Genomic DNA, 20,975 nt, shown 5'->3' on the forward strand with positions numbered 1-20,975 from the left:
ATGCAGAAGTGGGCATTTTGTTCCGTTCTGGGCCGAAGCGCTTGTGCTGATTGGCTTTTCCTACTCATCATTCTCGTTTACTGGCGCTCCGTGCATTCGCGGCTTTGCCGCTCACGCCTCATCTGCTTGCGGGCAACCGGCAGAGACCCGGTGGTAGAGCTGTCGGCTGATTGGGTGCATTCGCGGATGGCAGGCCGCCGGTGGACGGCAAGCCGCCATGGCGCAATGCGCTTGACACCACGGGGTCTGTTTGCGAATGATTTCTGCATGGGGTCGCGATCACCCCACGAGGCGTCATGCTGAAGAATCGCGTCCAGTAAAACCGATCAACGGAGGGACGCGTCATGCCGTCATTTCTCGAAATTTCCCCTGACAAGCTCAATCGCCTTATCGGAACCCCCGGTGCGCCTTGCATTATCGACGTTCGCACCGAGGAGGACTTCGCGCTCGATCCCCGTCTGGTGCCGGGCTCGATCCGGCGCGCCCATGCCGAGGTCGCGTCCTGGGCGGGCAGCGTCGATGCCGATTCCGTCGTCGTGGTCTGCCAGAAAGGCAGCAAGCTCAGCCATGGCGTCGCCGCCTATCTCCGCCATGCCGGTATCGACGCCGAGAGCCTCGAAGGCGGCTTCGAATCCTGGATTGCGGGAGGACTGGCGGTGCCCGACGAAAAGCTGCCGCAACGCGACGCCGAGGGGCGCACGGTCTGGGTGACGCGGGCGCGGCCGAAGATCGACCGCATCGCCTGTCCCTGGCTGATCCGGCGCTTCGTCGATCCGAGCGCCGTATTCCTGTTCGTGCCCGCGCCTGAGGTTTTAGCCGTCAGCGAGCGCTTCGGGGCGGTGCCCTTCGATATCGATGACGTGTTCTGGAGCCATCGCGGCGAACTATGCACCTTTGATGTCATGGTCGAGGAGTTCGGGCTGGCATCGGAGCCGCTCCTGCGCCTGGCGCGGATCGTCAGGGCGGCGGATACCGCAAGGCTCGATCTCGCGCCCGAGGCGGCGGGCCTGCTGGCCGCCTCGCTCGGCCTCTCCAGGATGTATTCCGACGATCTGGAACAGCTCGAGGCCGGGATGCTTCTCTACGACGCCTTCTTCCGCTGGTGCCGCGATGCGACCGAGGAAACCCACAACTGGCCGGCGCCGAAGAAGAGAGCATGAGATGGTCGAGATGACGGATAATGCGCCCAGTGGCAAAATGGCGGAGGAAGACGCCGGAGAGGGGCATCATCACGGCGTCTCGTTTGGCGATGCCTTCAGGGTGTGGCTGCGCGTCGCCGCCCTGAGTTTCGGCGGCCCTGCCGGCCAGATCGCCGTCATGCATCGGATCATTGTCGACGAGAAGCGATGGATCGGTGAGCACCGTTTTCTGCATGCGCTGAATTATTGCATGCTGCTTCCCGGACCCGAGGCGCAGCAGCTCGCCATCTATATCGGCTGGCTGATGCATCGGACAGTGGGCGGTCTCGTCGCCGGCCTGCTGTTCGTACTGCCTGGGTTCCTGTCGGTCCTCGGTCTCAGCTATATCTACGCGGCTTACGGCAATGTCGGCATCGTCGCCGGCCTGTTCTTCGGGCTGAAGGCGGCGGTGCTTGCCGTCGTCGTGCAGGCCGTCATCCGCATCGGCGGCCGTGCGCTCAAGAATCGCGTCATGGTCGGTATCGCGGCCGCGGCCTTCATCGCCATCTTCTTTCTCCATGTGCCGTTCCCGCTGATCGTGCTCGCGGCCGGCATTGCCGGCTTCCTCGGCGGCAGGTTCGGGCTTGCCGCCTTTCAGACGGGCGGCGGCCATAAGGCCGGAAGCGGCCCGGTGCTGTCGGATGCCGAGTCGGCGCTCGGCGAAGGCATACCGGCGCATGCGCGCCCGAATCTCGCCTGGTCGCTGCGCATCTCGGCCGTGCTGCTTGCCCTCTGGCTCGCGCCGCTCGCGGCGCTCTACGCAACCTTCGGTGCTGACAACGTCTTTACCGAAATCGGCCTTTTCTTCAGCAAAATGGCGGTCGTCACCTTCGGCGGGGCCTATGCCGTGCTTGCCTATGTAGCACAGGAGGCCGTGCAGCATTTCGGCTGGCTGAAACCCGGCGAGATGCTGGATGGTCTCGGCATGGCCGAGACGACGCCGGGGCCGTTGATCATGGTCGTCCAGTTCGTCGGCTTCATGGGCGCCTACCGGGATCCGGGAGCGCTGAACCCGATGCTTGCTGCAACGCTTGCGGCGATACTGACGAGCTGGGTCACCTTCGTGCCCTGTTTCCTCTGGATTTTCCTCGGCGCGCCGTTCATCGAAAAACTGCGCGGCAACATAGCGCTCGCGGGCGCGATGTCGGCCATAACAGCGGCGGTGGTCGGGGTTATCCTCAACCTCGCTATCTGGTTTGCCCTGCACACGCTGTTTGCAGAGGTTGCGACCGTTCACCTCGGCGGCTTGCTGCTCGACATTCCCGTGCTGCAATCGGCCGTGCCGGCGGCAATGGCGCTGTCTGCTGCCGCGGCGATAGCGATCTTCCGCTTCAAGGCTTCCGTCATCGCGACGCTGCTAGCCTGCGCAGCCGCGGGAATGCTCTGGACCCTGGCGGTCGGCTAGGCCTCGGCCCCATCGGTGGAAATGCGCGTCGCGAGCATCTTGTCGATACGCATGCCGTCCATGTCGAGCACTTCGAAGCGCCAGTTGTCGAAGACGAAGGTTTCGCCAGCTTCGGGGATGTGCTGGAGTTGATGCAGCGCGAAGCCCGCCAGCGTATGGAAATCGGCATCCGGACGATCGCGCAGGCCCAGCCGTTCGAAGGCGTCGAAGGCCGGCATCATCGCATCGATCAGGAGCGAACCGTCTTCCCTGACGACGATATCGGGCTCTTCGTTGGATCCCGGCAGGTCGCCGGCGATGGCTTCGAGCAGGTCGGTCTGGGTGACGATGCCTTCGAGGCTACCATATTCGTCGATGACGATGGCGAGGCGAACGGGTGAAGCCTTGAAACTGTCGAGCACGCGGACGACCGAGGTGCCCTCATGCAGCACCAACGGCTGCTTGATCACCTCCATCGGCCGGACCTTGCCGCCGTCGAGAACCTGGTCGAGAAGGTCCTTCTTCAACACCATGCCGATCGGCTCATCGATCGAGCCCCGGGCGACCAGCAATTGTTCGTGGCTGCATTCGCGGATGGTCTTCAGGATTTCGGCCTCGCTGTCGTCGGCGTCGAACCATTCGATGTCGAGACGCGGGGTCATGATGTCGGAGATCGGCCTGTCGCCGATATTGAACACCCGCTCGACGAGCTGCTGCTGCACCTGGTTGAGAAGGCCGGCCTCCTGGCTCTCGGCGACCAGCAGCTTGAGCTCCTGCGGCGAATGGAACGACGATTCGCCGGTTCCGGTGCGAAGACCGACGCCCCGCAGCACCATGTTGCCCATGCCGTTCAGGACAAAGATCGCCGGCTTGAACAGCACCAGGAACAGACCGAGTGGACGCACCACGGCAAGCGAAGTGGCCTCGCTGCGCTGAAGCGCCAAGCTCTTCGGCGCGAGCTCGCCGAGCACGATATGCAGGGCCGTGATGATGACGAAGGCGATGACGACGGCAACAGTATGCGCGCCCGCCGTCGCCCATTGCCCGGGCAACCAGGACAGCAGCGGCTCGATCAGGTGCGCAAGCGCCGGTTCTCCAACCCAGCCGAGCGCGAGCGACGAGATGGTGATGCCGAGCTGGGTGGCTGCAAGGTTGGAGTCGAGATTGTCGACGGCGCGCTGAAGTGCCGAGGCGTTCATGCGGCCTGCCGCAGCGAGTTCGGCGACGCGGCTACGCCTGACCGACACCAGGGCGAATTCGGCGGCAACGAAGAAGCCATTGGCGGCGACGAGAAGAAACACGGCTAGTATCCCAACATAGTCGGAGAGCCCGCCGGCGGAATCGGACATGTTTTCCCTGCCTTCGAATTGATGGGAATCCGAAACTACACGCTCGCACACCGGTGGCAAGGCGTTCCGGCTAGTCCTGGGGCGAGAGATGCCGAAGCCGGCTGTCGTAATCGACATACTGCGTCGGTTTGGGATGCTGGCCGCAAAATGCGTGGCAAACCGCATGACCGGGATCATGCGTGCGGTTCACCGATGCGAAGCGTAAAACGCTTGGTGAACCGCATGACCGACGTCGCCCCATTCATCTCTTGGGCGCTTCGAAGAGTTCGATCGGGTTTCCGGCCGGATCATCGAGCAGGATCTGCTTGCCGCCGATGCCCTGCACGATCTCGTTGCGGAAGCGCGCACCAGCTTGGCGCAGTGCGGTGACTTTCGCCTCCAGGTCTCCGACCTCGATCTGGATACGATTCCATCCGCCAGGCTCCGGCTTTCGCCCGTCGGGCATTGCTTGAGATGCTCCGCCCGGTCCCGTCATGCCGCTGACGAACAGACGAAAACCGTCCCTGGTCAGGATGGCGAAACTCGGTGCGGGACGAAGCGCGACGGAGAAGCCGAGATGTCTTGTGTAGAATTCCACCGCGGCGTCGACGTCGTCGACGATGTAGCGCATGCTGATACCGGGCATGTTTTCCTCCATTGTGGTCTTCGTTGTCTTGATCTGATCGTCCCCTCGCGGGACATGCAGAATTCTCCTGTTCCTAAAATGCGTCGCTTCGAATTTAATTATGCGCCCGTTTCAAGTTTATGCATCTCGTTATGCCAAATCGCGAGCACCTCTGGGCGATAGATATGATATCGAATCGAGGGCATGCCGCCCGCCGGCCGCCATCAGCAGCAATCCTCCACGGCGGCGTCTTCCAGGCGATGGGCACAGGAAGGGCGCGCCGTCCTAGCCTCATCCTCGGATGCCCGCAACTATCTTTTCTTCAATCCCGCCCCGATGTGCTGCCAAGGGCTTCCAAGGACGAACTGGCCGGCCGCGCCGATGCCCCATCTGTGGCGATAGAATATTCGCCATCGTGTATAAGTTTAATCTAAAATATAAACTTAGACCCGTAGCTATCGGATTTCATTACAAAAGTTTAATTTTTATTTCAGTTTCGGTTCATCTTTTCGGCCCTAGTTTGGTCACGTGCCCAACATGAGGACCCCACATGAAAAAGATTTTTGCAGCTCTTCTTTCCGCCTCCTTCCTTCTGTCCCCGATGGTTGTTTCCCAGGCCAGCGCCGACGATCATCGCCGTCCGCCGATCGTCGTGCAGAAGAAGGTGGTCGTCAAAAAGACGGTCGTCCGGTCGCATTGGAAGAGGGGATACCGCGTCAATGCCAGCGAGCGTCGCCGGTTCTCTGATGTCAACGACTACCGCCGCTACCGGCTGGCGCCTCCGCCCCGCGGTTTTCGCTGGGTGCGGGCCGACAACGATTACCTGCTGATCGGCGTCACCAGCGGCATCATCTCCAGCATTATTGCCGGTCGCTGATCGGTCGTTAGATCAGGAAAGGGCGGCTTCGGCCGCCTTTTTGATTCTGGGAGGGCGTGTAGCAGTTTCGCGCCCATCCTCCTCTTCTTCAGCTGACGGCGGCTATGACCCGCTTCAGGGTTGCCTGCGGGACGAAATGACCCGTTCAGCAATGATGCCGAGAAAACCTCTTGGTCTTCCGACTTCAGCGTCGGTACCTTCCTCGTGCGTAAGCGGATGAAGCCCTTCGATCGGCGGCAGCGGTTCGCATTCGGTACAGACGCAGAGAGCGCGTTTGATTGCCTGCGCCTTCATGCCGCCTGCCTGTTCCAGCTGGCGAAAGGATCGGGCAGGTCGCGCCAGCGTTCGGGCGCGAAGGCGTCTGTCCTGATAAGACAGGAGTCGAGTTCCTTCCTGATCCAGGCTTCGTCCATGGGATCGGCGCCGATGAAGACGATTTCCTGGCGGCGGTCGCCCCAGACGGGGTGGAGATAGGGGCCGATGGCGCGCATGAAGGCCGGTTCCTCAGGCCATTGTTCGCGGGGTACGGCCGCCCACCAGAGGCCCATCTTGCCGGTGCGCACGATCGCGCCCGCCTGGCTGATCTCGCCGACATGGTGCGGGCGCGTCGCCAGCCAGAAGAAGCCCTTGGCGCGCACCACGCCTGGCCATGCCCGATCGAGGAAGGCCTGCAGCTTTGCCGGATGGAAGGGCCGCTTCTCGCGATAGACGAAGGAGCGAATGCCATATTCCTCGGTCTCCGGCACGTGGTCGCGGAAACCGTGCAGTTCCTTGTACCAAAGCGGATGGGTCTCGGCCTTGTCGATATCGAAGCGGCCGGTGCCGAGCACGTCTTTCAGGGCGACCTTGCCGAAATCCGCCTCGATCAGCTTTGCATCCGGGTTGAGGCCGGTGATGATCTTGCGCGCGGCGTCGCGCTCTTCATTGGTTGCCGTGCCGATCTTGTTCAGCACCACGACGTCGGCGAATTCGATCTGCTCGACCAGCAGGTCGACAATGGTTCTGTTGTCGCCGTCGCCGGCCGTTTCTCCGCGGTCGGCGAGGAAATCGGCCGAGGCATAATCGGCAAGCAGATTGGCGGCGTCGACGACGGTCACCATGGTGTCGAGCCTTGCGACGTCGGAAAGGCTTTGGCCATTCTCGTCACGAAATTCGAAGGTGGTGGCGACGGGCAGGGGCTCGGCGATGCCTGTCGATTCGATCAAGAGGTAATCGAAGCGGCCCTGATCGGCGAGCTGACGCACCTCCTTCAGCAGATCGTCGCGCAGCGTGCAGCAGATGCAGCCATTGGTCATCTCGACGAGCTGTTCCTCGGTGCGGGAGAGATTGGCGCCGCCGTCGCGCACCAGGGCGGCATCGATATTCACCTCACTCATATCGTTGACGATAACCGCGACGCGTAAGCCTTCGCGATTGGTCAGCACGTGGTTGAGCAGTGTCGTCTTGCCGGCGCCGAGGAAGCCTGAAAGCACCGTGACGGGAAGTCTATTGTCCATGGGAACCTCATCAGATTCGTATTTAATGTTATATCATTACATTTGACGCACCGAAAAAAGGCGGAACGGGGTTGTCCGCCTTTTTCCGCCTCAGCTCTCCTGGAGCGTCGCGTGTCCGGCAGGACGCGCGGAGCGGCGCACGAGATTCATGCGCTGGAGAGGCAGTCCTTCATGCTGTTGGCGATGCCGCGCATGAGGTTGAAGTAGAGATCGGGACCGGCCTTCAGTGTTGCCGCTTCGGGATCGAGCACGCCTGACTTGGCGCGCGTGCCTTCGATGACGACATTGACGAGGCGCGGCTCGAACTGCGGTTCGGCAAAGACGCAGGTGGCTCCGAGTTCGCCGACCTTGCGGTGGATTTCCGAAACCCGCTCCGCACCGGGAATGGTTTCCGGGCTGACGGTGATCGAGCCGGCGACGCGGATGCCGTAGCGGTGCTCGAAATACTGGTAGGCGTCGTGGAAGACGATGAAGGGCTTGTCCTTGACGGGAGCAACCATGCCCTTGATCTCGGTATCGAGCGCATCCAGCTTGTCGTCCAGCGTCTTGGCGTTGCCCTGATAGGTCAGAGCATTGGCGGGATCGGCGGCGACCAACGTCGTAGTGATCATGGCCGCCATGGCCTTGGCGTTCATCGGGTCGAGCCAGAGATGGGTGTCGAATGTACCGTGGTCGTGGTCATGGTCACTGGCGTGCCCGGGATCAGCATCATGTGCGGCGTCAGCCTCATCATGCTGACCGGAAGCACTTTCGTGCTCCGGGGCGTCATCATGCGGCTCGAAAGCGCCGCCTTCACGGAAAGGCAGCTTGACGAGGCCGGGCGCGTCGTCGAGGGCCGCGATGCTGGCATCCCGGCCCAGCGCCTGCAGCGGTTTTTCGAGGAAAGCCTCGAGACCGGGGCCGACCCAGAAGATCACCTTGGCGTCCTGCAGGGCGCGGGCATTCGATGGCTTCAGATTGTAGGTATGCGGGGAGGCGGCGCCATCGACGATCAATTCGGGTTCGCCGACTCCCTGCATGATCGCCGAAACCAGCGAATGGATCGGTTTGATCGAGGTGACGACGACAGGCGCATCGGCTGCCCGCATGGTGCCGGAAAAGAGCAGAGTGGGGATCGCCAGGACCGGGATTGCAAGGGCCGGCATTCTGAGGGCCAAGATTTTGAGGGCAGACCCCAAGGCGCGTTTCATCAATATGCTCCGCTTGAATTGCAATTGTTATGTTATTACATCAATTGCGTTATGCTATAACGTGTGCAATAGCAGGACGCAACAGCACTTTCGGAAAATTTGATGCTCTCTCCCGCAAAGACCCCCGCCGGTATCAGGGCCGAACCGCTGGTTTCGCTTGAAGATGTCGGCATTCTGCGCAGCGGTCGCTGGCTGGTGCGCGGTGTCGATTTTTCCGTCTCGCGCGGCGAGATCGTTACGCTGATCGGGCCGAACGGCTCGGGCAAATCGACCAGCGCCAAGGCGGCGATCGGTGTGTTGAAGCCCGACGAGGGCAGGGTGGAGCGCAAAGCCGGCCTCAAGGTCGGCTATGTCCCGCAGAAGCTGTCGATCGACTGGACGCTGCCGCTTTCGGTGCGCCGGCTGATGACGCTGACAGGACCGCTGCCGGAGCGCGATATGCTCTCGGCGCTCGAATCCGCCGGCATTGCCCATATGCTCGATGCCGAGGTCCAGCACCTCTCCGGCGGCGAATTCCAGCGGGCGCTGATGGCCCGGGCGATTGCCCGCAAGCCCGATCTGCTGGTCCTCGACGAGCCGGTGCAAGGGGTCGATTTTTCCGGCGAGATCGCCCTCTACGACCTCATCAAGTCGATCCGCAATGCGACGGGCTGCGGCATCCTGCTGATCTCGCACGACCTGCATGTCGTCATGGCCGAAACCGATACGGTCATCTGCCTCAACGGCCATGTCTGCTGCCGCGGCACGCCTGAATCTGTCAGCCGCAGCCCGGAATATGTGCGCCTGTTCGGCAGCCGGGCGGCGCAGACGCTGGCCGTCTACAGCCATCATCACGATCACACACATCTGCCTGATGGGCGCGTGCAGCATGCCGACGGCACGGTAACCGATCATTGCCACCCCGACGACGGCCATCACGCGCATGACGGCAGCCATGCGCACGCGCATGAGCATGGGCATGCCGGTCATGAACATGATCACGATCATCCTGACCATGCCCATCCTGATCATGACCATCCGCACGCGCATGAAGCGGGAGAGCGCCATGCTTGACGATTTCTTCGTGCGCGCCATCCTTGCCGGAGTCGGCCTGGCGCTGACGACGGGGCCGCTCGGCTGCTTCATCATCTGGCGGCGCATGGCCTATTTCGGCGATACGATCGCCCATTCGGCGCTGCTCGGCGTCGCACTGTCGCTGCTTTTCGAACTCAACCTGACGCTGGCTGTCTTCGCCGTCGCCGCGCTTGTGTCGGTGCTGCTGCTCTTCCTGCAGAAGCGCCAAGCGCTGTCGGCCGATGCGCTGCTGGGCATCCTCTCGCATGCGACACTGGCGATCGGCCTCGTCATGGTCGCCTTCATGAGCTGGGTGCGGATCGATCTCATCGCCTTCCTGTTCGGCGATATCCTCGCCGTTTCCACCACAGACATCGGATTGATCTGGGGCGGCGGGCTGTTCGTGCTCGTGGCAATGGCCTGGCTCTGGCGGCCACTCTTGGCTGCGACCGTCAATGCCGAACTCGCCGAGGCCGAGGGGCTGAAGCCGGAGCGGGCGCGGCTGTTCTTCATGCTGCTGATGGCCGTCGTCATCGCCATTGCCATGAAGATCGTCGGCATCATGCTGATTACTTCGCTGCTGATCATTCCGGCGGCTGCGGCGCGGCGTTTCTCGCCGACGCCGGAGATCATGGCGGTGCTCGCCTCGCTGATCGGGGCGGCGGCCGTCGTCGGCGGTCTGTTCGGCTCGCTCACCTACGACACGCCCTCCGGCCCCTCGATCGTGGTCGCAGCGCTGATCCTCTTCATTCTCAGCCTGCTTCCCGTCAGGCGCCACCGCGCGGTCATGCAAGGACAAGGCTCATGACGACACCGCAATTGACCAAGAACCAGTCGCTGGTCTTCGACGTGCTCGAAAAGGCCGAAGGGCCGCTCAGCGCCTATACCATCCTCGACAAGCTGCGCGACCACGGTTTTCGCGCGCCGCTGCAGGTCTACCGGGCGCTGGAGAAGCTGCTCGAATATGGCGTGGTGCACCGGCTCGAAAGCATCAACTCCTTCGTCGCCTGCGCCCATCCGGGCGACGACTGCCACAGCCACGGCATCGTCGCCTTCGCGATCTGCGAAAGCTGCGGCCAGGTGACGGAGTTCCACGACCACGAGGTCGACCACCGGCTGATGGAATGGGTGCGCGGGCAGAAGTTCAAGCCTGAAAAGACGACGATCGAGATCCGCGGATTGTGCGAGGCCTGCGCGGCGTAAGCTTCCTCGCCTTCGCTAGACGATCGCCTCGCGCTCACCGAAAGGAGTGTCGTCATCAAAGTCGTGGGTGCCGATTTGGTTGTTCCGCCTTTTCTTCGGCTTCTTCCAGTTCTTACGATATTGCATTCCGCTATCTTTGCCTGAGAATCCAAGCCAGGGGCTATCGCGTGACGAAAACAGAACTCGCGGACATATACCGCGGCTACATCGCCTGCCTGAACAGGCAGGACTGGGCCAATCTCGGGCAGTTTGTCGGCGACGATGCAGTTCATAACGGCCGGCGGCTCGGGCTGCCGGGTTACGTCGCCATGCTCGAGCGGGACTTCGATGAGATTCCCGATCTCTATTTCAAGGTGCTGATGCTGCTTTGCGATCCGCCATACATCGCCTGCAGGCTCGGCTTCGATTGCAGGCCGAAGGCAAAATTCCTCGGCCTCGATGTGAACGGCAGGCGCCTTTCCTTCACCGAGAACGTCATCTACGAATTTCGCAGCGGCAAGATCGTCGAGGTCTGGTCGGTCATCGATAAGGCGGCGATCGAAGCCCAGCTTGCGGGCTCGAATTGACCGCGCGGACGGTTTCCGGTCTGCGTTTCGATCAGATGATGGCGACGCGCTCGCCGAAGGGCGTATCGTCGTCGAAATTCCGGGTGCCGATCCGATCGCTTTCGCCTGACAAGACCGGCTGTTCCGCCTGTTCGCCGGCCTCTTCCCCGTCGTCCGATGCCGCATGCCCGTGCCGCTTTTGCGGATGCTCCTCGTCGTTGACGATCAGATCCGCGTGCGGGATGAGGCCGCTTGCGGCTTCCTTCTCCACGGCCTTCTTCGCTGCCAGCTGATCGGCGGTGATCTGCGACTGGCGGGCGGCGACCCAGGCATTGTCTGGTTCGGAGCCGATCGAGGTGCTGGTGCCGACCTTGGTGGGTTCGGACGCGGCGGTGGCGGAGATGGGGTTGATCGCGTCGACCATGAAATTCTCCTGCGGTGACCAACTGGCGAAACAGCCGGCCGTTTCGTGGGATGAAAAACGGCGCGGTGTTCGGACCAATTAGGGGGACATATCGAGCCCGCGCCGAAAAACACAAGGGGACACTGACGTGACTGCCACCTCGGACAATGACGAAATCGGTAGCAGGTTGCGGGAAATTCGACGAAGAATTGTGTGCACAAGGGGGTGCTCGGCGCGTGGTTAATGTAAGAATCGGAAACACTTTGTGACTAAGTGTCTCCAAAAGCAGCGTTTTTTGACTTGCTGCGCGCGAAGACATGACGGATATTGTTTAAACGTTGAGGAAGCCGTCATGATTAGAATGATTGAAAACCCTGCCGAACTGGCTGGCGAAGATATCACCGGCAAATATATTCTCCGGAGGCTGAACTATCACTGGTTCGCCTACGGCAAGGCGGCTATCGTGACTGCCTGCAAGGGAACGATCCTGCAGCTTGAGCGGGAAGAGACGGTCTATTCCGAGCGTTGGGGACGTCGCGCCTATACGGGCACCGGCAGACGTTATCCCGGCGGTATCTGTCCCATTTCTGCGGTCGCCTGCGTTTGCGATACGCCCGACGACGTCAATGCCGTCATTCAGCTGGATGTCGAAGCGCAGGACGAATTCTATCAGCTGATCGCCAAGGCGGAAGCCAGGGTTCAGGCTCTTGCCTCCTCTTCACGAAACAGCCAGTTTCTCGAAGCCGCCGAGTAAGGCGATTTTTCAATGAAATCCGCCATGTGCAGCGTCCTTCTGCGCGTCTAAAAGGACGCGCGGCGCTGTAATGGAACGGAGAGCGATCATGGCGCAGCGGGACATTCGGCCCGGTCACTCATTCGCCGCGGCGCCATCGCTCGGATCGCTCGCCATCACCATTGCCGTCATGTTTGTAGCGCTGTTCTGGCCGGCGGGTACGCTCGACTGGCCGCGCGGGTGGATTTTTCTCGGCCTGTTCCTTGTGCTGACTGCTGTCGCAATCATCTGGATCTGGCGGACGAATCCGGAGCTGTTTGCGGCGCGCAGCCGATACCAGAAAGGTACCAAATCCTGGGACGCCGTGGTGGCGACGCTGACGATCATTCTCTTTGCCGCCATTCTTCCGGTCGGCGCATTCGACGACGGACGTTTCCACTGGGCACCGCAGCCCGATTGGGTCGTGTTTATCGGCTATCTCCTGATGACATCAGGTTATCTCGGCTTGACCTGGGCGCAATCGGTCAACCGGCATTTCGAGCCGACGGTGCGCATTCAGACCGACCGCGACCACAAGGTGATCGACACCGGACCCTACGCCGTAATCCGCCATCCCGGATACGCAACCGCCATCGTGCTCAGCGCCGGCATGGCGCTGTCGCTTGGATCGCTCTACGCGCTGATCCCCGCCGGCCTGCTCGTCGTCGTCCTCTTCGGCCGCACGCTCGGCGAGGAAGCCGAACTGCGCAAGGGCCTCGAAGGCTATGCGGAGTATATGGCGCGTGTGCGCTGGCGCTTGATTCCGGGAGTCTGGTGAGCGGAGAGGGTGCTTCGCCACCCGCCCCCGCGTTACCCAATCACCCGATCTGCCTTAGATCGCGGGCGAAGCGTTGCCAGTTGGCGACGTAGTTTTCGGCCGAGCGACGGATGGCTTCGATTGCCGCCTCGTCGAGCACGCGCACTGCGCGGGCAGGTGCTCCGACGATCAGGGAGTTGTCGGGGAATTCCTTGCCTTCGGTCACCAGCGCATTGGCGCCGACGAGGCAGTTGTTACCGATCTTCGCACCGTTGAGGATGGTCGCGCCCATGCCGATCAGCGTGTTGTTGCCGATGGTGCAGCCGTGAAGGATGGCATGGTGGCCGATGGTGCAGCCTTTGCCGATCGTCAGCGGGAAGCCCATGTCCGTATGGGCCATCACGCCTTCCTGGATGTTGGTGCCTTCGCCGACGTCGATCGGCTCGTTGTCGCCGCGCAGCACGGCGCCGAACCAGATGCCGACATTCTCGCCAAGCTCGATCTGGCCGATGATGTTGGCATCCGGGGCGATCCAATAGAGGCCGGCGGCGGGCAGTTTCGGCGTCGATCCGCCAAGCGCGTAGACGGGCATGGCTTCCTCCTCAGACGACCTCGACCGATAGGGTGGCGACGCCGTCGATGCCGCAATTGATGCGATCGCCCCTGGCCACCGCGCCGACGCCGGCGGGCGTGCCGGTCATGATGATATCGCCGGCTGCAAGAGTGAAGAGCTTCGACAGTTCGGCGATGATCTCCGGCACTTTCCAGATCATCTGGTTGAGATCGCCGTCCTGCACACGCTTGCCGTTCTGTTCCAGCCAGATCTTGCCTCCAGCGGGGTGGCCGAGGCGGCTTGCCGGAACGATCGGCGAGATAGGGGCGGAATGTTCGAAGGCCTTGCCGACCTCCCAGGGACGGCCAAGCTTCTTTGCCTCGCCCTGGAGGTCGCGGCGGGTGAAATCGATGCCGACGGCGTAACCGTAGACGCAGTCGAGCGCGTCCGCTGCCTCAATGTTTGCGCCGCCTGATTTCAGCGCCAGCACGCATTCGACCTCGTAATGCACGTCTGATGACAGCGACGGATAGGGAAAGGCCTTGCCCGCCGGCAGCAGGTTGTCGGCATTCTTCTGGAAGAAGAAGGGCGGCTCGCGACTGGGATCATGGCCCATCTCGATCGCATGGTCGGCATAGTTGCGCCCGACGCAATAGACGCGGCGCACCGGAAAACGCTCGGCGCTGCCGTCCACCGGCAGCAGTACCGGTGCTGGACGCGGAATGACGGTGGCGGGATGGGGCATTGGTGGGTTCTTCCTGTTTCGAGTCTTGCTTTGCGGGTCATCTTAGACGGAAATCGGCGCGTCGGGGAAGCTTCCTTGGCCGGCGCATTGACGCTATCACTATCCAGCGGTAGCGTTACCGCCATGAGCAGGACTTTTGCAGCTTCGACGACGTCTACGACCACCGCATCGCGGTGGGTGGTAGACGCGTGAACTGAATTCCGTTCATTGCTGCTAAGACCAACCCGCCGGAAACGAGCGGGTTTTTTGTTCCCGCTCGTTTCCCGTATTCGAGGACGAGATCGTGGACGATATCCAGAAATATCTTCTTGCGGAGCGGGCGCTGGCCGTCGCCCGCCACTGCATCGCCAGCCGCTATGCCGGGGCCGCTTTCGCCTATGTCGCCGGCTCCATCATGCGCGGCGAAGGCACCGTCTTTTCGGATATCGATCTGGTCGTCGTATTCCCGTCGCTCGACAGAGCCTGGCGGGAGTCGTTCACCGCGGATGGTTTCCCGGTCGAGGCCTTCGTCCACGATCCACAGACGCTGGCGCACTACCTTCATCAGGACGCAGACAGCGGCTATCCCATCATGGTCAACATGGTGGCGGCAAGCAGCATTTTGGGACCGGATATCGACAGCGCAGGTGTCATCCAGGCAAAGGCGGCAAGTATGCTGGCGGCAGGACCGAAACCTCTTGCCGGGGCAGACTACGACATGCTGCGCTACCAGGTCACCGATTTGGCCGATGATCTGCGCGGTACCCGCCCGCCCGAAGAGATCGCCGCCATCGCCGCGCTGCTCTACCAGAAGCTGGCCGACCTGATTCTGCTCGGACGCGGTGCATGGACCGGCCGCGGAAAATGGGCGCCGCGCCTCATGAAGAAGCTCGATGCGCAACTGGCAGCCGAGTTCGACGCGGCGTTCAGTCTGGCGGCAGCGGGTGACGGTGCACGATTTCTGGTTTTGGCCGATCGGGAGCTTGCCCTACATGGCGGCCGCTATTTCGAGGGGTACAGGCAGAACGCACCGCTGGAAGCGCGCCGTCTGGAATAGTATCGATTTACGTTGCCTGCATTCTGCTCGGTCATTCCTCGCCGGACTCGACCAGCGCCTCGCGGACGATCGCGTAATAGCCGGCAAGCTCGGGGATATCGGCGGCCAGCCTGTCGAAGGCGGGGTTGGATGGCGCAAGCGTGCCGGCGTATTTCGCCTCGAGGAAGGCCCCATGGGCGGCAAGGGCTTCGGCGTCGGCATCATGCACGACGGTATAGACAGGCGAGGGCACGGTGCGGCCCTTGACGATGATGCGGTCGAGCTCGACGACGATATAGGTGCCGGCGACCAGCCTTGCTGTCTCCTCGCCGAGCAGCAGTGCCACGCCATAATTCTTCGAGGCGCCTTCGAGGCGCGAGGCGAGGTTGACGCTGTCGCCGAGGCAGGAATAGTCGAAGCGGCGGGTCGAGCCCATATTGCCGACGATGCATTCGCCGGTGTTGATGCCGACGCCCATCTTCAACACATGCGGCCTGTCGCCGCGCATCGCCGCCTCTCGCTCCAGCTCGCGGTTGAGGCTCGATATCGCCGCCTGCATGGCAAGCGAGGCTTCGACGGCGTGCAGGGCATGATCGGGATCGTCGAGCGGCGCGTTCCAGAAGGCCATGATGCAATCGCCCATATATTTGTCGATCGTCCCGCCATGGTCCATCACCACGTCGGAAAGCGGCGTCAGCAAGCGGTTGATCAGGCCGGTCAGCTGCTCTGGGTCGTCCTTCAGCGTCTCGGCGATGGTGGTGAAGCCGCGTACGTCTGAGAAAAGCACCGAGAGGGTGCGCCGCTCGCCGCCGAGCTTCAGCTGCGAGGGATCGCTCGACAGGCGCTTGACGAGATCGGGCGAGATATATTGGGCAAAGGCGCGGGTGATTTGGCGCTTGTTGCGGCGCTCCTCGGCAAAATCGAAGGCGGCCTGGCCGAAGACGACAGAGATATAGGCGACCGTCGGGCCAAGCGGCGAGACGAAGATATGGGCTAGCCGCATACCGGCGGCACCGACGGCGGCGAAGGCAAGGAGGGCCGCCGCGCTGGTCACGATCGTCAGCCATCCCGTCGAGCGCCAGACGGTGGTGGCTGCCAGCAGCACCGATATCAGGATGCAGGCAGCGACCGTCGGCAGCCGGGCTTCCGCGATCGACAGGCCGCTGCGGATATTGTCGTAGATCGTCGCCTGGATCTCGACGCCGGAGACGAGCTTGCCGGTATGAACGGTGTAGGGCGTCGCAAAGGCATCGACGCCACCCTTGTCGATCGCCGGCGCATTCTGCAGGCTGAGGCCGACCAGCACGACACGGTCCTTGAAATAATCCGGCGGCAGCAGGTTCTTCGGGTCGAGCGCCTGGTAGTAGGAGACGGTGGGATAGCTGCGGGCCGGGCCGAAGGACTGGATGAGCCGGCCGGCGGGCAAAGTCTCGGGGGCCACGCCGGCGACCTTGGCCAGCATGGCGGCAAAGCCGTCCTCATAGCCCGGAATGCGCCGGAAGGTGCCGTCGCCGCTGAGTTCGACGGAGGCGATGCCAGTCACGGCACCTGCCTCGGTCAGCTGCGGCAGCGGTGTCGCACGGATCAGTTGCGAGGCCTGCGGCGTCTCGATCAACGTCTCGTCGCCGGCAAGGATGACATCCGGGCCGACAGCGCCGGTGATCGCGTTGTCGTTCTCTGGGGTCGAGGGTTCGGCCAGGATGATGTCGAGGCCAATGACGCGGGCGCCGGCGGCGCGCAGCTGGGTGACGAGCTGGGCATGCAGGCTGCGCGGCCAGGGCCATTGCGCGTTGATATCGGCAAGCGAGGGTTCGTCGATCGCGACGATGACGGGGCCGCCGGGTGGCGGACGGGGATCGTCGACGGTCGAGAGATAGTCGAAGCTTCGGAGCTCCAGAAGTGACCAGGCGGGCAGGCGCGACAGCAGCGAGATGGTGATCAGCGTCGTCAGAGACAGCACCAGCAGCCTGAGATGGCGGCTCCTGATCTGCCTGGCCTGCCGAGGTTTCTCCCGCACCCGCATCAGAAGCGGACTTTGAGCGTGCCCTTGAAGGCGCGGCCCCAGCCGGGCACACCAGGGGTGATCTCGAAGTCCTCGTCGAGCAGGTTATAGGCGGCCGCCTCCAGCTCGATGCGCTTGTCGAACGGCTCCCAGACCAGATGGGCGTCAAGGCTCCAGTAGTCGTCGAGCTTGGTGCCAAACCGATCGCCGTCGCGCTCGCCGATATAGTTGGCGGCGACCGTCGCCTTTACCTTGGCTTCGTTGACCCAGGTCAGCGCAATCTGCCCGGAATTCTGCGGTATGAAGGGAAGAGGGCCTCCATAGATCGGCTCAAGCGGATCCCTGTTTTCCGAATCCATATAGGCATAGGTAGCCGAAAGGCCGAAACCATGGCCGAGCGCGACGTTTGCTGTGACGGCAGCGCGATCGATGCTGCCGCGCGAGATCGGCAGGCTCGTATCCGACGGAAGCGAGATCATCGGAAAATCGATCGAGAAATCATGCAGTTCCTGGTGCTGATACTCGACCGAGGTGAAGAATCGATCGGTCCATTCGGCATCCCACTGCAGGGCGACCGTATCCGTGTAGCCCCGCGGATTGGCGGAAAACTGGTTGGCTTGCAGCCCGAGGATGCCGATGGGAGCAAGGGTCGGAATCCCAATATCAAAGCTTTGACGCATGAAGGCAGCACGCAGCCAGTGGTTTTGAACCGGCGCCCAGGCGAGGCCGAAGCGCGGCTCCAGCCGGCTGATATCGATGCCGTCGCCCTCCAGGCGCGTGGCGAACAAGGCGTATTCGCCCTTGAGGTCCGGCGTGATCTCATGCAGCACATCGATATAGCCGCGGCCGATATCGATGGTGTTCTCGGTACGATCGGTAGGAGCTGTCAAGCCTAGGAGCGTCGCATCGACCGTGCTGCTGGCATCCAACCAGCCGCCTTCGATGCCGTAGCGAAAGGTCAAAGGTCCGGCACCTATGGAATGGCTCAAAGCGCCGATATAGGTTTGAGATTCGGTCTCCTGAGTGACGTTGGTAAAGGGAATGATGAAGGGAACCCCTCTGCCGATAAACACTGGGTCCAGGTCGACATCAAGCACGCTGCTCGTATTCGATTTGCTTCCTGAATAAAGCAGTGCTCCATTCAACACGTTTTCATAGGCAAACGTGTGGCTCCAGCCGATGCCGGCATATGTGCTTTCTCGTACAGTCTCCTCTGTTGTGTAGAGAGGCAGCGGGATAGGCACACGGAACAGGAGTTCCATGAACCCGGTGTTTGACGATAACGCGTTTAGAGTTCCGTCATTCCTCCCGTGGTTGACGAAGGCTACCACGCGATCATCTGGCGTGACCGTTGCCGTCAGATAACCGTTGGCACTCAGCAGCTTGTTATCCGTCTGGACACCGCCGAAATCCCGATAGTCGCGGTCGAGCGCCAGCTCTTCCCAAGTCAGGTTGCCATAGAAGCTGATCGGAATGGTCTCGTTCGAATAGCCTTGGATATCGGCTTCGCCGATGCGCCTCGTATGGCCGTCGACGCTGTTGATGCCGCCGCCGAGCGAGCCTTCGATGAAGGGCACATCGAACAGCGTTACCGAGCGCGAGCGGCCGGAAAGCATGTGCGGCGAAAGCAACAGGCCCTGGATGAAGGATGAGTAGCTCGACGCGTTGCCGCGGTTTTGGATGATATTGTCGTCGCTGAAGCTGGTCGCGTTGACGAAAGGAAAGATGCTGCCCTTGATCGACTGATCGATATAACCGGTGCCGTTGAAAGGATCGAAGACGGCATCGCCGTAATAGCGGCCCCAGGCATCCAATCCTTGCAGGCGGAAGGCGTCGTTCAGAGTCGAACCGGCGCTCGCATTGGCGCCGAGGCCGCTGTAATCGCCGCCGCGGGCGCGCGAGCGGCGCAGGAATTCCTGCGCGTTGCGGATCGCGCCATCAGAATCGTAATCGTCGATATCGATAGCGGTGCGGAAGGACGAGATGACCGGATCGTCATCGTCGAGGCGGTTGGCATTTTCGAGCGCCTGTTCGGACGGAAGCCGGTCGCCTTTTTCGTAATGGGCGGCTGCGAGCATGAACTGCGACTGCGAATGCGCGGGATTGGCGGTGCTGGCGGCAAGCAGATCTTGCAGCGCCTTGTCGCGCTCGCCGGACTGCAGGTAGTAGCGTCCGCGGGCAAGCAGAGCATGATCGAAGGACGGATCAAGCGCGATCGCGGTGTCGATTTCGCGCTTGGCTTCCTTCATGCGCGCCTGATCGAGATAGAGGATCGCAAGGTTGGCGTGCAGCAGCGGGTCCTGCGGATCGAGCTCGATCGCCTTCTTGAAGGCCTTTTCCGCTTCGCCATTGGCATCCCGCGAACTTTGCAGCAGGCCGAGCGAATTCAGCGTGCCTGATGCGCCGGGGGCAAGCGCGATGGCGCGGTTCAGGTCCGCGAGTGCGCCGTTGATATCGCTTTCATAGCTTGCCTTGTAGCCTGCACGGGCGGAGAGCGCCATCGGATGATCGGGGTCGAGCGACAGCGAGCGTTCTATCGCTTCCTTCATCTGCTCACGGTCGTCGGTGAGCTCCGCCAACTGGGCGCGGACCGCCGGCAGGGTCGGATCATCGGGATAGCGCTGTTCCGCTTTCTTGATGATCTCGAGCGCTGCGCGCGGGTTTTTTAGGAAGCCTGTCGTATAGGCCTCCATGATCGCGCCATAGGGGCCGGTGGTGTTGGCCGGCGGCTGTTCGGCATGGGCGGGGTCGGCCAGCGAACGGGCGAAATAGCCGCCATATTGGGCCATGTTGCGGCGTGTCGGGTCGAGATGCGGCAGGGCCTTCTGGAAGAGCTTGGCGGCATCGCCATAACGCTTTTCGGAGCCGGCGATGGTGGCGTCGATCAAATTGACGCGCGCCTGCTGGGCTGCCGTCAGTTTGCGGCCGCGGATATTCTGCAGCGTTGCGGTTGCAGCCTGGCGTCCATCGAAGGCGCTCTGCACTTCGGCGAGTTCCAGCCAGTCTTCGGTGGTGCGGCGCTCCGGCGGCAGGGCCAGCAGGCGACGGCGTTCGGTCGCCATGCGGTCGGCCCGTAGCGGCGAAGTCGGCATCAGGTCGAAGCCGTCGCGCAGGTCCAGATAGAAGAGCATCTGTTCGCGGTCGTCAGGATTGACGCTGATGATCTTGCTCGGCGCCTGGCCGATGGTCGCCACCGCCCCTTCGCCCTCGTTCACCTCGACGCTGCCCTGCGGGTTGCTGAGCGCCACGCGGCCTTCGAGCACAATCATCGAAGTCTTGTTGCCCTCGACCGTCATGGTCCAGTCGGTGCCGCGGATGGCGGCTGCGGCCGCAGGTGTTTCCACCGTCAGGCCCTGGCCGCCGCGCTCGGCGCGCGCCCAGATCGTTCCCGATTGCAGCTCCAGCGTCGTGTCGCCGCTTGCGGCCATCTTCTTGACCTGCAGCGAGGAATTACGGCCGAGGCGAACCTGGGTGTGATCGGAAAAGACGATGGCGAGCTGGCCGTTGGCGTTGGTGCGCAGCACGTCGCCGGTCAGCAGATCCTGATTGATGTCGACGACACGCCAGTTCGACACGTCGATGAAGCGGACTTCTTCGCCGGTCTTGCGGGCGATGACGGAACCGGCGACGGGGGTTGCGCGCTGCACGGGGTCGGCCGCCGCCGGCAGCCCGAAACCGGGCACGGCAAACGCCAGCGCCATCCCGACGCGACAGATGTTACTGAAATAACCCCGCATGTCCTCGACCCCATACCCCGCTCTCCCTTTGTCCGTGTAGAGTGAAAAAGTCAAGCATGTTGCACACGTGTTCTTGCTTTCGTCGTCAAGTGTAATATCAGGGAAACACTTG

At 62.2% G+C, this 20,975-nt stretch carries 20 protein-coding genes; 10 read left to right on the plus strand and 10 right to left on the minus strand.

Translation table 11 applies throughout. The features are described 5' to 3' along the window. Positions 1-344 precede the first annotated feature (344 nt). Both HX898_RS01645 and chrA read left to right on the plus strand, forming a co-directional pair. Positions 345-1,160, plus strand: coding sequence for a sulfurtransferase/chromate resistance protein (locus HX898_RS01645; RefSeq protein WP_180193807.1), 816 nt, complete (start codon positions 345-347; stop codon positions 1,158-1,160). Position 1,161: 1 nt separating this feature from the next. Beyond that, complete coding sequence (chrA, locus tag HX898_RS01650) at positions 1,162-2,583, plus strand: chromate efflux transporter (protein WP_180193808.1); 1,422 nt, start codon at positions 1,162-1,164, stop codon at positions 2,581-2,583. On the opposite strand, the gene HX898_RS01655 is transcribed toward chrA, so the two are convergent. Continuing rightward, positions 2,580-3,911, minus strand: a complete 1,332-nt coding sequence (locus HX898_RS01655) for a hemolysin family protein (RefSeq protein WP_180193809.1) — start codon at positions 3,909-3,911, stop codon at positions 2,580-2,582. The two genes, chrA and HX898_RS01655, sit on opposite strands and share 4 nt — an antisense overlap. Positions 3,912-4,152: 241 nt before the next feature. Next, positions 4,153-4,536, minus strand: a complete 384-nt coding sequence (locus HX898_RS01660) for a VOC family protein (protein ID WP_012758163.1) — start codon at positions 4,534-4,536, stop codon at positions 4,153-4,155. Between the two features lie 529 nt (positions 4,537-5,065). On the opposite strand from HX898_RS01660, the gene HX898_RS01665 reads away from it, so the two are divergent. Continuing rightward, positions 5,066-5,392 carry an RcnB family protein gene (locus HX898_RS01665; RefSeq protein WP_180193810.1) on the plus strand — a complete coding sequence of 109 codons (327 nt, stop codon included), beginning with the start codon at positions 5,066-5,068 and terminating at the stop codon, positions 5,390-5,392. 114 nt (positions 5,393-5,506) lie between these two features. On the opposite strand, the gene HX898_RS33075 is transcribed toward HX898_RS01665, so the two are convergent. From HX898_RS33075 to HX898_RS01675, 3 genes are all read right to left on the minus strand, one after another. After that, positions 5,507-5,686 (minus strand): hypothetical protein, encoded by a 180-nt coding sequence (locus HX898_RS33075; protein WP_246697875.1) that lies wholly within the window; start codon positions 5,684-5,686, stop codon positions 5,507-5,509. Continuing rightward, the gene (zigA, locus tag HX898_RS01670) at positions 5,683-6,888 is read right to left on the minus strand and encodes a zinc metallochaperone GTPase ZigA (protein WP_180193811.1); all 1,206 of its coding nucleotides are present in this window, start codon (positions 6,886-6,888) and stop codon (positions 5,683-5,685) included. Before zigA ends, HX898_RS33075 begins: the two co-directional genes overlap by 4 nt. Positions 6,889-7,034: 146 nt before the next feature. After that, positions 7,035-8,078, minus strand: coding sequence for a zinc ABC transporter substrate-binding protein (locus HX898_RS01675; protein WP_180193812.1), 1,044 nt, complete (start codon positions 8,076-8,078; stop codon positions 7,035-7,037). A 102-nt stretch (positions 8,079-8,180) separates the two neighbouring features. Here HX898_RS01675 and HX898_RS01680 point away from each other — a divergent pair, with 102 nt between their 5' ends. From HX898_RS01680 to HX898_RS01695, 4 genes are all read left to right on the plus strand, one after another. After that, positions 8,181-9,131: a metal ABC transporter ATP-binding protein gene (locus HX898_RS01680; RefSeq protein WP_180193813.1), complete on the plus strand. Its 951-nt coding sequence runs from the start codon at positions 8,181-8,183 to the stop codon at positions 9,129-9,131. Next, the gene (gene znuB, locus HX898_RS01685) at positions 9,124-9,939 is read left to right on the plus strand and encodes a zinc ABC transporter permease subunit ZnuB (RefSeq protein ID WP_138387497.1); all 816 of its coding nucleotides are present in this window, start codon (positions 9,124-9,126) and stop codon (positions 9,937-9,939) included. The genes HX898_RS01680 and znuB overlap by 8 nt, the downstream gene beginning before the upstream one ends. Further along, entirely contained in the window at positions 9,936-10,334 is a 399-nt protein-coding gene (locus tag HX898_RS01690) for a Fur family transcriptional regulator (protein ID WP_011652680.1), read from the plus strand. Before znuB ends, HX898_RS01690 begins: the two co-directional genes overlap by 4 nt. Before the next feature lie 167 nt (positions 10,335-10,501). Next, on the plus strand, positions 10,502-10,900 hold the full coding sequence (locus HX898_RS01695; protein WP_180193814.1) for an ester cyclase: 399 nt from the start codon (positions 10,502-10,504) through the stop codon (positions 10,898-10,900). A 31-nt stretch (positions 10,901-10,931) separates the two neighbouring features. On the opposite strand, the gene HX898_RS01700 is transcribed toward HX898_RS01695, so the two are convergent. Continuing rightward, entirely contained in the window at positions 10,932-11,303 is a 372-nt protein-coding gene (locus tag HX898_RS01700; protein ID WP_171598379.1) for a hypothetical protein, read from the minus strand. Between the two features lie 331 nt (positions 11,304-11,634). Here HX898_RS01700 and HX898_RS01705 point away from each other — a divergent pair, with 331 nt between their 5' ends. Together HX898_RS01705 and HX898_RS01710 are read left to right on the plus strand one after the other, a co-directional pair. Then, on the plus strand, positions 11,635-12,036 hold the full coding sequence (locus tag HX898_RS01705) for a hypothetical protein (protein ID WP_032992435.1): 402 nt from the start codon (positions 11,635-11,637) through the stop codon (positions 12,034-12,036). Between the two features lie 88 nt (positions 12,037-12,124). Beyond that, a complete protein-coding gene (locus HX898_RS01710; RefSeq protein WP_180193815.1) occupies positions 12,125-12,832 on the plus strand; it encodes an isoprenylcysteine carboxylmethyltransferase family protein in 708 nt (235 codons plus the stop codon). 40 nt (positions 12,833-12,872) lie between these two features. On the opposite strand, the gene HX898_RS01715 is transcribed toward HX898_RS01710, so the two are convergent. Together HX898_RS01715 and HX898_RS01720 are read right to left on the minus strand one after the other, a co-directional pair. After that, the gene (locus HX898_RS01715) at positions 12,873-13,403 is read right to left on the minus strand and encodes a gamma carbonic anhydrase family protein (protein ID WP_180193816.1); all 531 of its coding nucleotides are present in this window, start codon (positions 13,401-13,403) and stop codon (positions 12,873-12,875) included. Between the two features lie 10 nt (positions 13,404-13,413). Beyond that, the gene (locus HX898_RS01720) at positions 13,414-14,109 is read right to left on the minus strand and encodes a fumarylacetoacetate hydrolase family protein (protein WP_180193817.1); all 696 of its coding nucleotides are present in this window, start codon (positions 14,107-14,109) and stop codon (positions 13,414-13,416) included. Positions 14,110-14,392: 283 nt separating this feature from the next. Between HX898_RS01720 and HX898_RS01725 the strand changes: the two genes are divergently transcribed. After that, positions 14,393-15,145, plus strand: a complete 753-nt coding sequence (locus HX898_RS01725; RefSeq protein ID WP_180193818.1) for a nucleotidyltransferase domain-containing protein — start codon at positions 14,393-14,395, stop codon at positions 15,143-15,145. A 31-nt stretch (positions 15,146-15,176) separates the two neighbouring features. On the opposite strand, the gene HX898_RS01730 is transcribed toward HX898_RS01725, so the two are convergent. Together HX898_RS01730 and HX898_RS01735 are read right to left on the minus strand one after the other, a co-directional pair. Further along, entirely contained in the window at positions 15,177-17,147 is a 1,971-nt protein-coding gene (locus HX898_RS01730; protein WP_180193819.1) for an adenylate/guanylate cyclase domain-containing protein, read from the minus strand. Beyond that, complete coding sequence (locus tag HX898_RS01735) at positions 17,147-20,863, minus strand: FecR domain-containing protein (protein ID WP_180193820.1); 3,717 nt, start codon at positions 20,861-20,863, stop codon at positions 17,147-17,149. Before HX898_RS01735 ends, HX898_RS01730 begins: the two co-directional genes overlap by 1 nt. Between the last annotated feature and the right edge of the window lie 112 nt (positions 20,864-20,975).

It is taken from the genome of Rhizobium sp. WYCCWR 11128 (assembly GCF_013416305.1).
GTDB lineage: Bacteria > Pseudomonadota > Alphaproteobacteria > Rhizobiales > Rhizobiaceae > Rhizobium > Rhizobium indicum.

Coding starts and splice junctions, on each gene's coding strand:
- HX898_RS01645 (WP_180193807.1), top strand. CDS start 345: ATGCCGTCATTTCTCGAAATTTCCCCTGACAAGCTCAATCGCCTTATC.
- chrA (WP_180193808.1), top strand. CDS start 1,162: ATGGTCGAGATGACGGATAATGCGCCCAGTGGCAAAATGGCGGAGGAA.
- HX898_RS01655 (WP_180193809.1), bottom strand. CDS start 3,911: ATGTCCGATTCCGCCGGCGGGCTCTCCGACTATGTTGGGATACTAGCC.
- HX898_RS01660 (WP_012758163.1), bottom strand. CDS start 4,536: ATGCCCGGTATCAGCATGCGCTACATCGTCGACGACGTCGACGCCGCG.
- HX898_RS01665 (WP_180193810.1), top strand. CDS start 5,066: ATGAAAAAGATTTTTGCAGCTCTTCTTTCCGCCTCCTTCCTTCTGTCC.
- HX898_RS33075 (WP_246697875.1), bottom strand. CDS start 5,686: ATGAAGGCGCAGGCAATCAAACGCGCTCTCTGCGTCTGTACCGAATGC.
- zigA (WP_180193811.1), bottom strand. CDS start 6,888: ATGGACAATAGACTTCCCGTCACGGTGCTTTCAGGCTTCCTCGGCGCC.
- HX898_RS01675 (WP_180193812.1), bottom strand. CDS start 8,078: ATGAAACGCGCCTTGGGGTCTGCCCTCAAAATCTTGGCCCTCAGAATG.
- HX898_RS01680 (WP_180193813.1), top strand. CDS start 8,181: ATGCTCTCTCCCGCAAAGACCCCCGCCGGTATCAGGGCCGAACCGCTG.
- znuB (WP_138387497.1), top strand. CDS start 9,124: ATGCTTGACGATTTCTTCGTGCGCGCCATCCTTGCCGGAGTCGGCCTG.
- HX898_RS01690 (WP_011652680.1), top strand. CDS start 9,936: ATGACGACACCGCAATTGACCAAGAACCAGTCGCTGGTCTTCGACGTG.
- HX898_RS01700 (WP_171598379.1), bottom strand. CDS start 11,303: ATGGTCGACGCGATCAACCCCATCTCCGCCACCGCCGCGTCCGAACCC.
- HX898_RS01705 (WP_032992435.1), top strand. CDS start 11,635: ATGATTAGAATGATTGAAAACCCTGCCGAACTGGCTGGCGAAGATATC.
- HX898_RS01710 (WP_180193815.1), top strand. CDS start 12,125: ATGGCGCAGCGGGACATTCGGCCCGGTCACTCATTCGCCGCGGCGCCA.
- HX898_RS01715 (WP_180193816.1), bottom strand. CDS start 13,403: ATGCCCGTCTACGCGCTTGGCGGATCGACGCCGAAACTGCCCGCCGCC.
- HX898_RS01720 (WP_180193817.1), bottom strand. CDS start 14,109: ATGCCCCATCCCGCCACCGTCATTCCGCGTCCAGCACCGGTACTGCTG.
- HX898_RS01730 (WP_180193819.1), bottom strand. CDS start 17,147: ATGCGGGTGCGGGAGAAACCTCGGCAGGCCAGGCAGATCAGGAGCCGC.
- HX898_RS01735 (WP_180193820.1), bottom strand. CDS start 20,863: ATGCGGGGTTATTTCAGTAACATCTGTCGCGTCGGGATGGCGCTGGCG.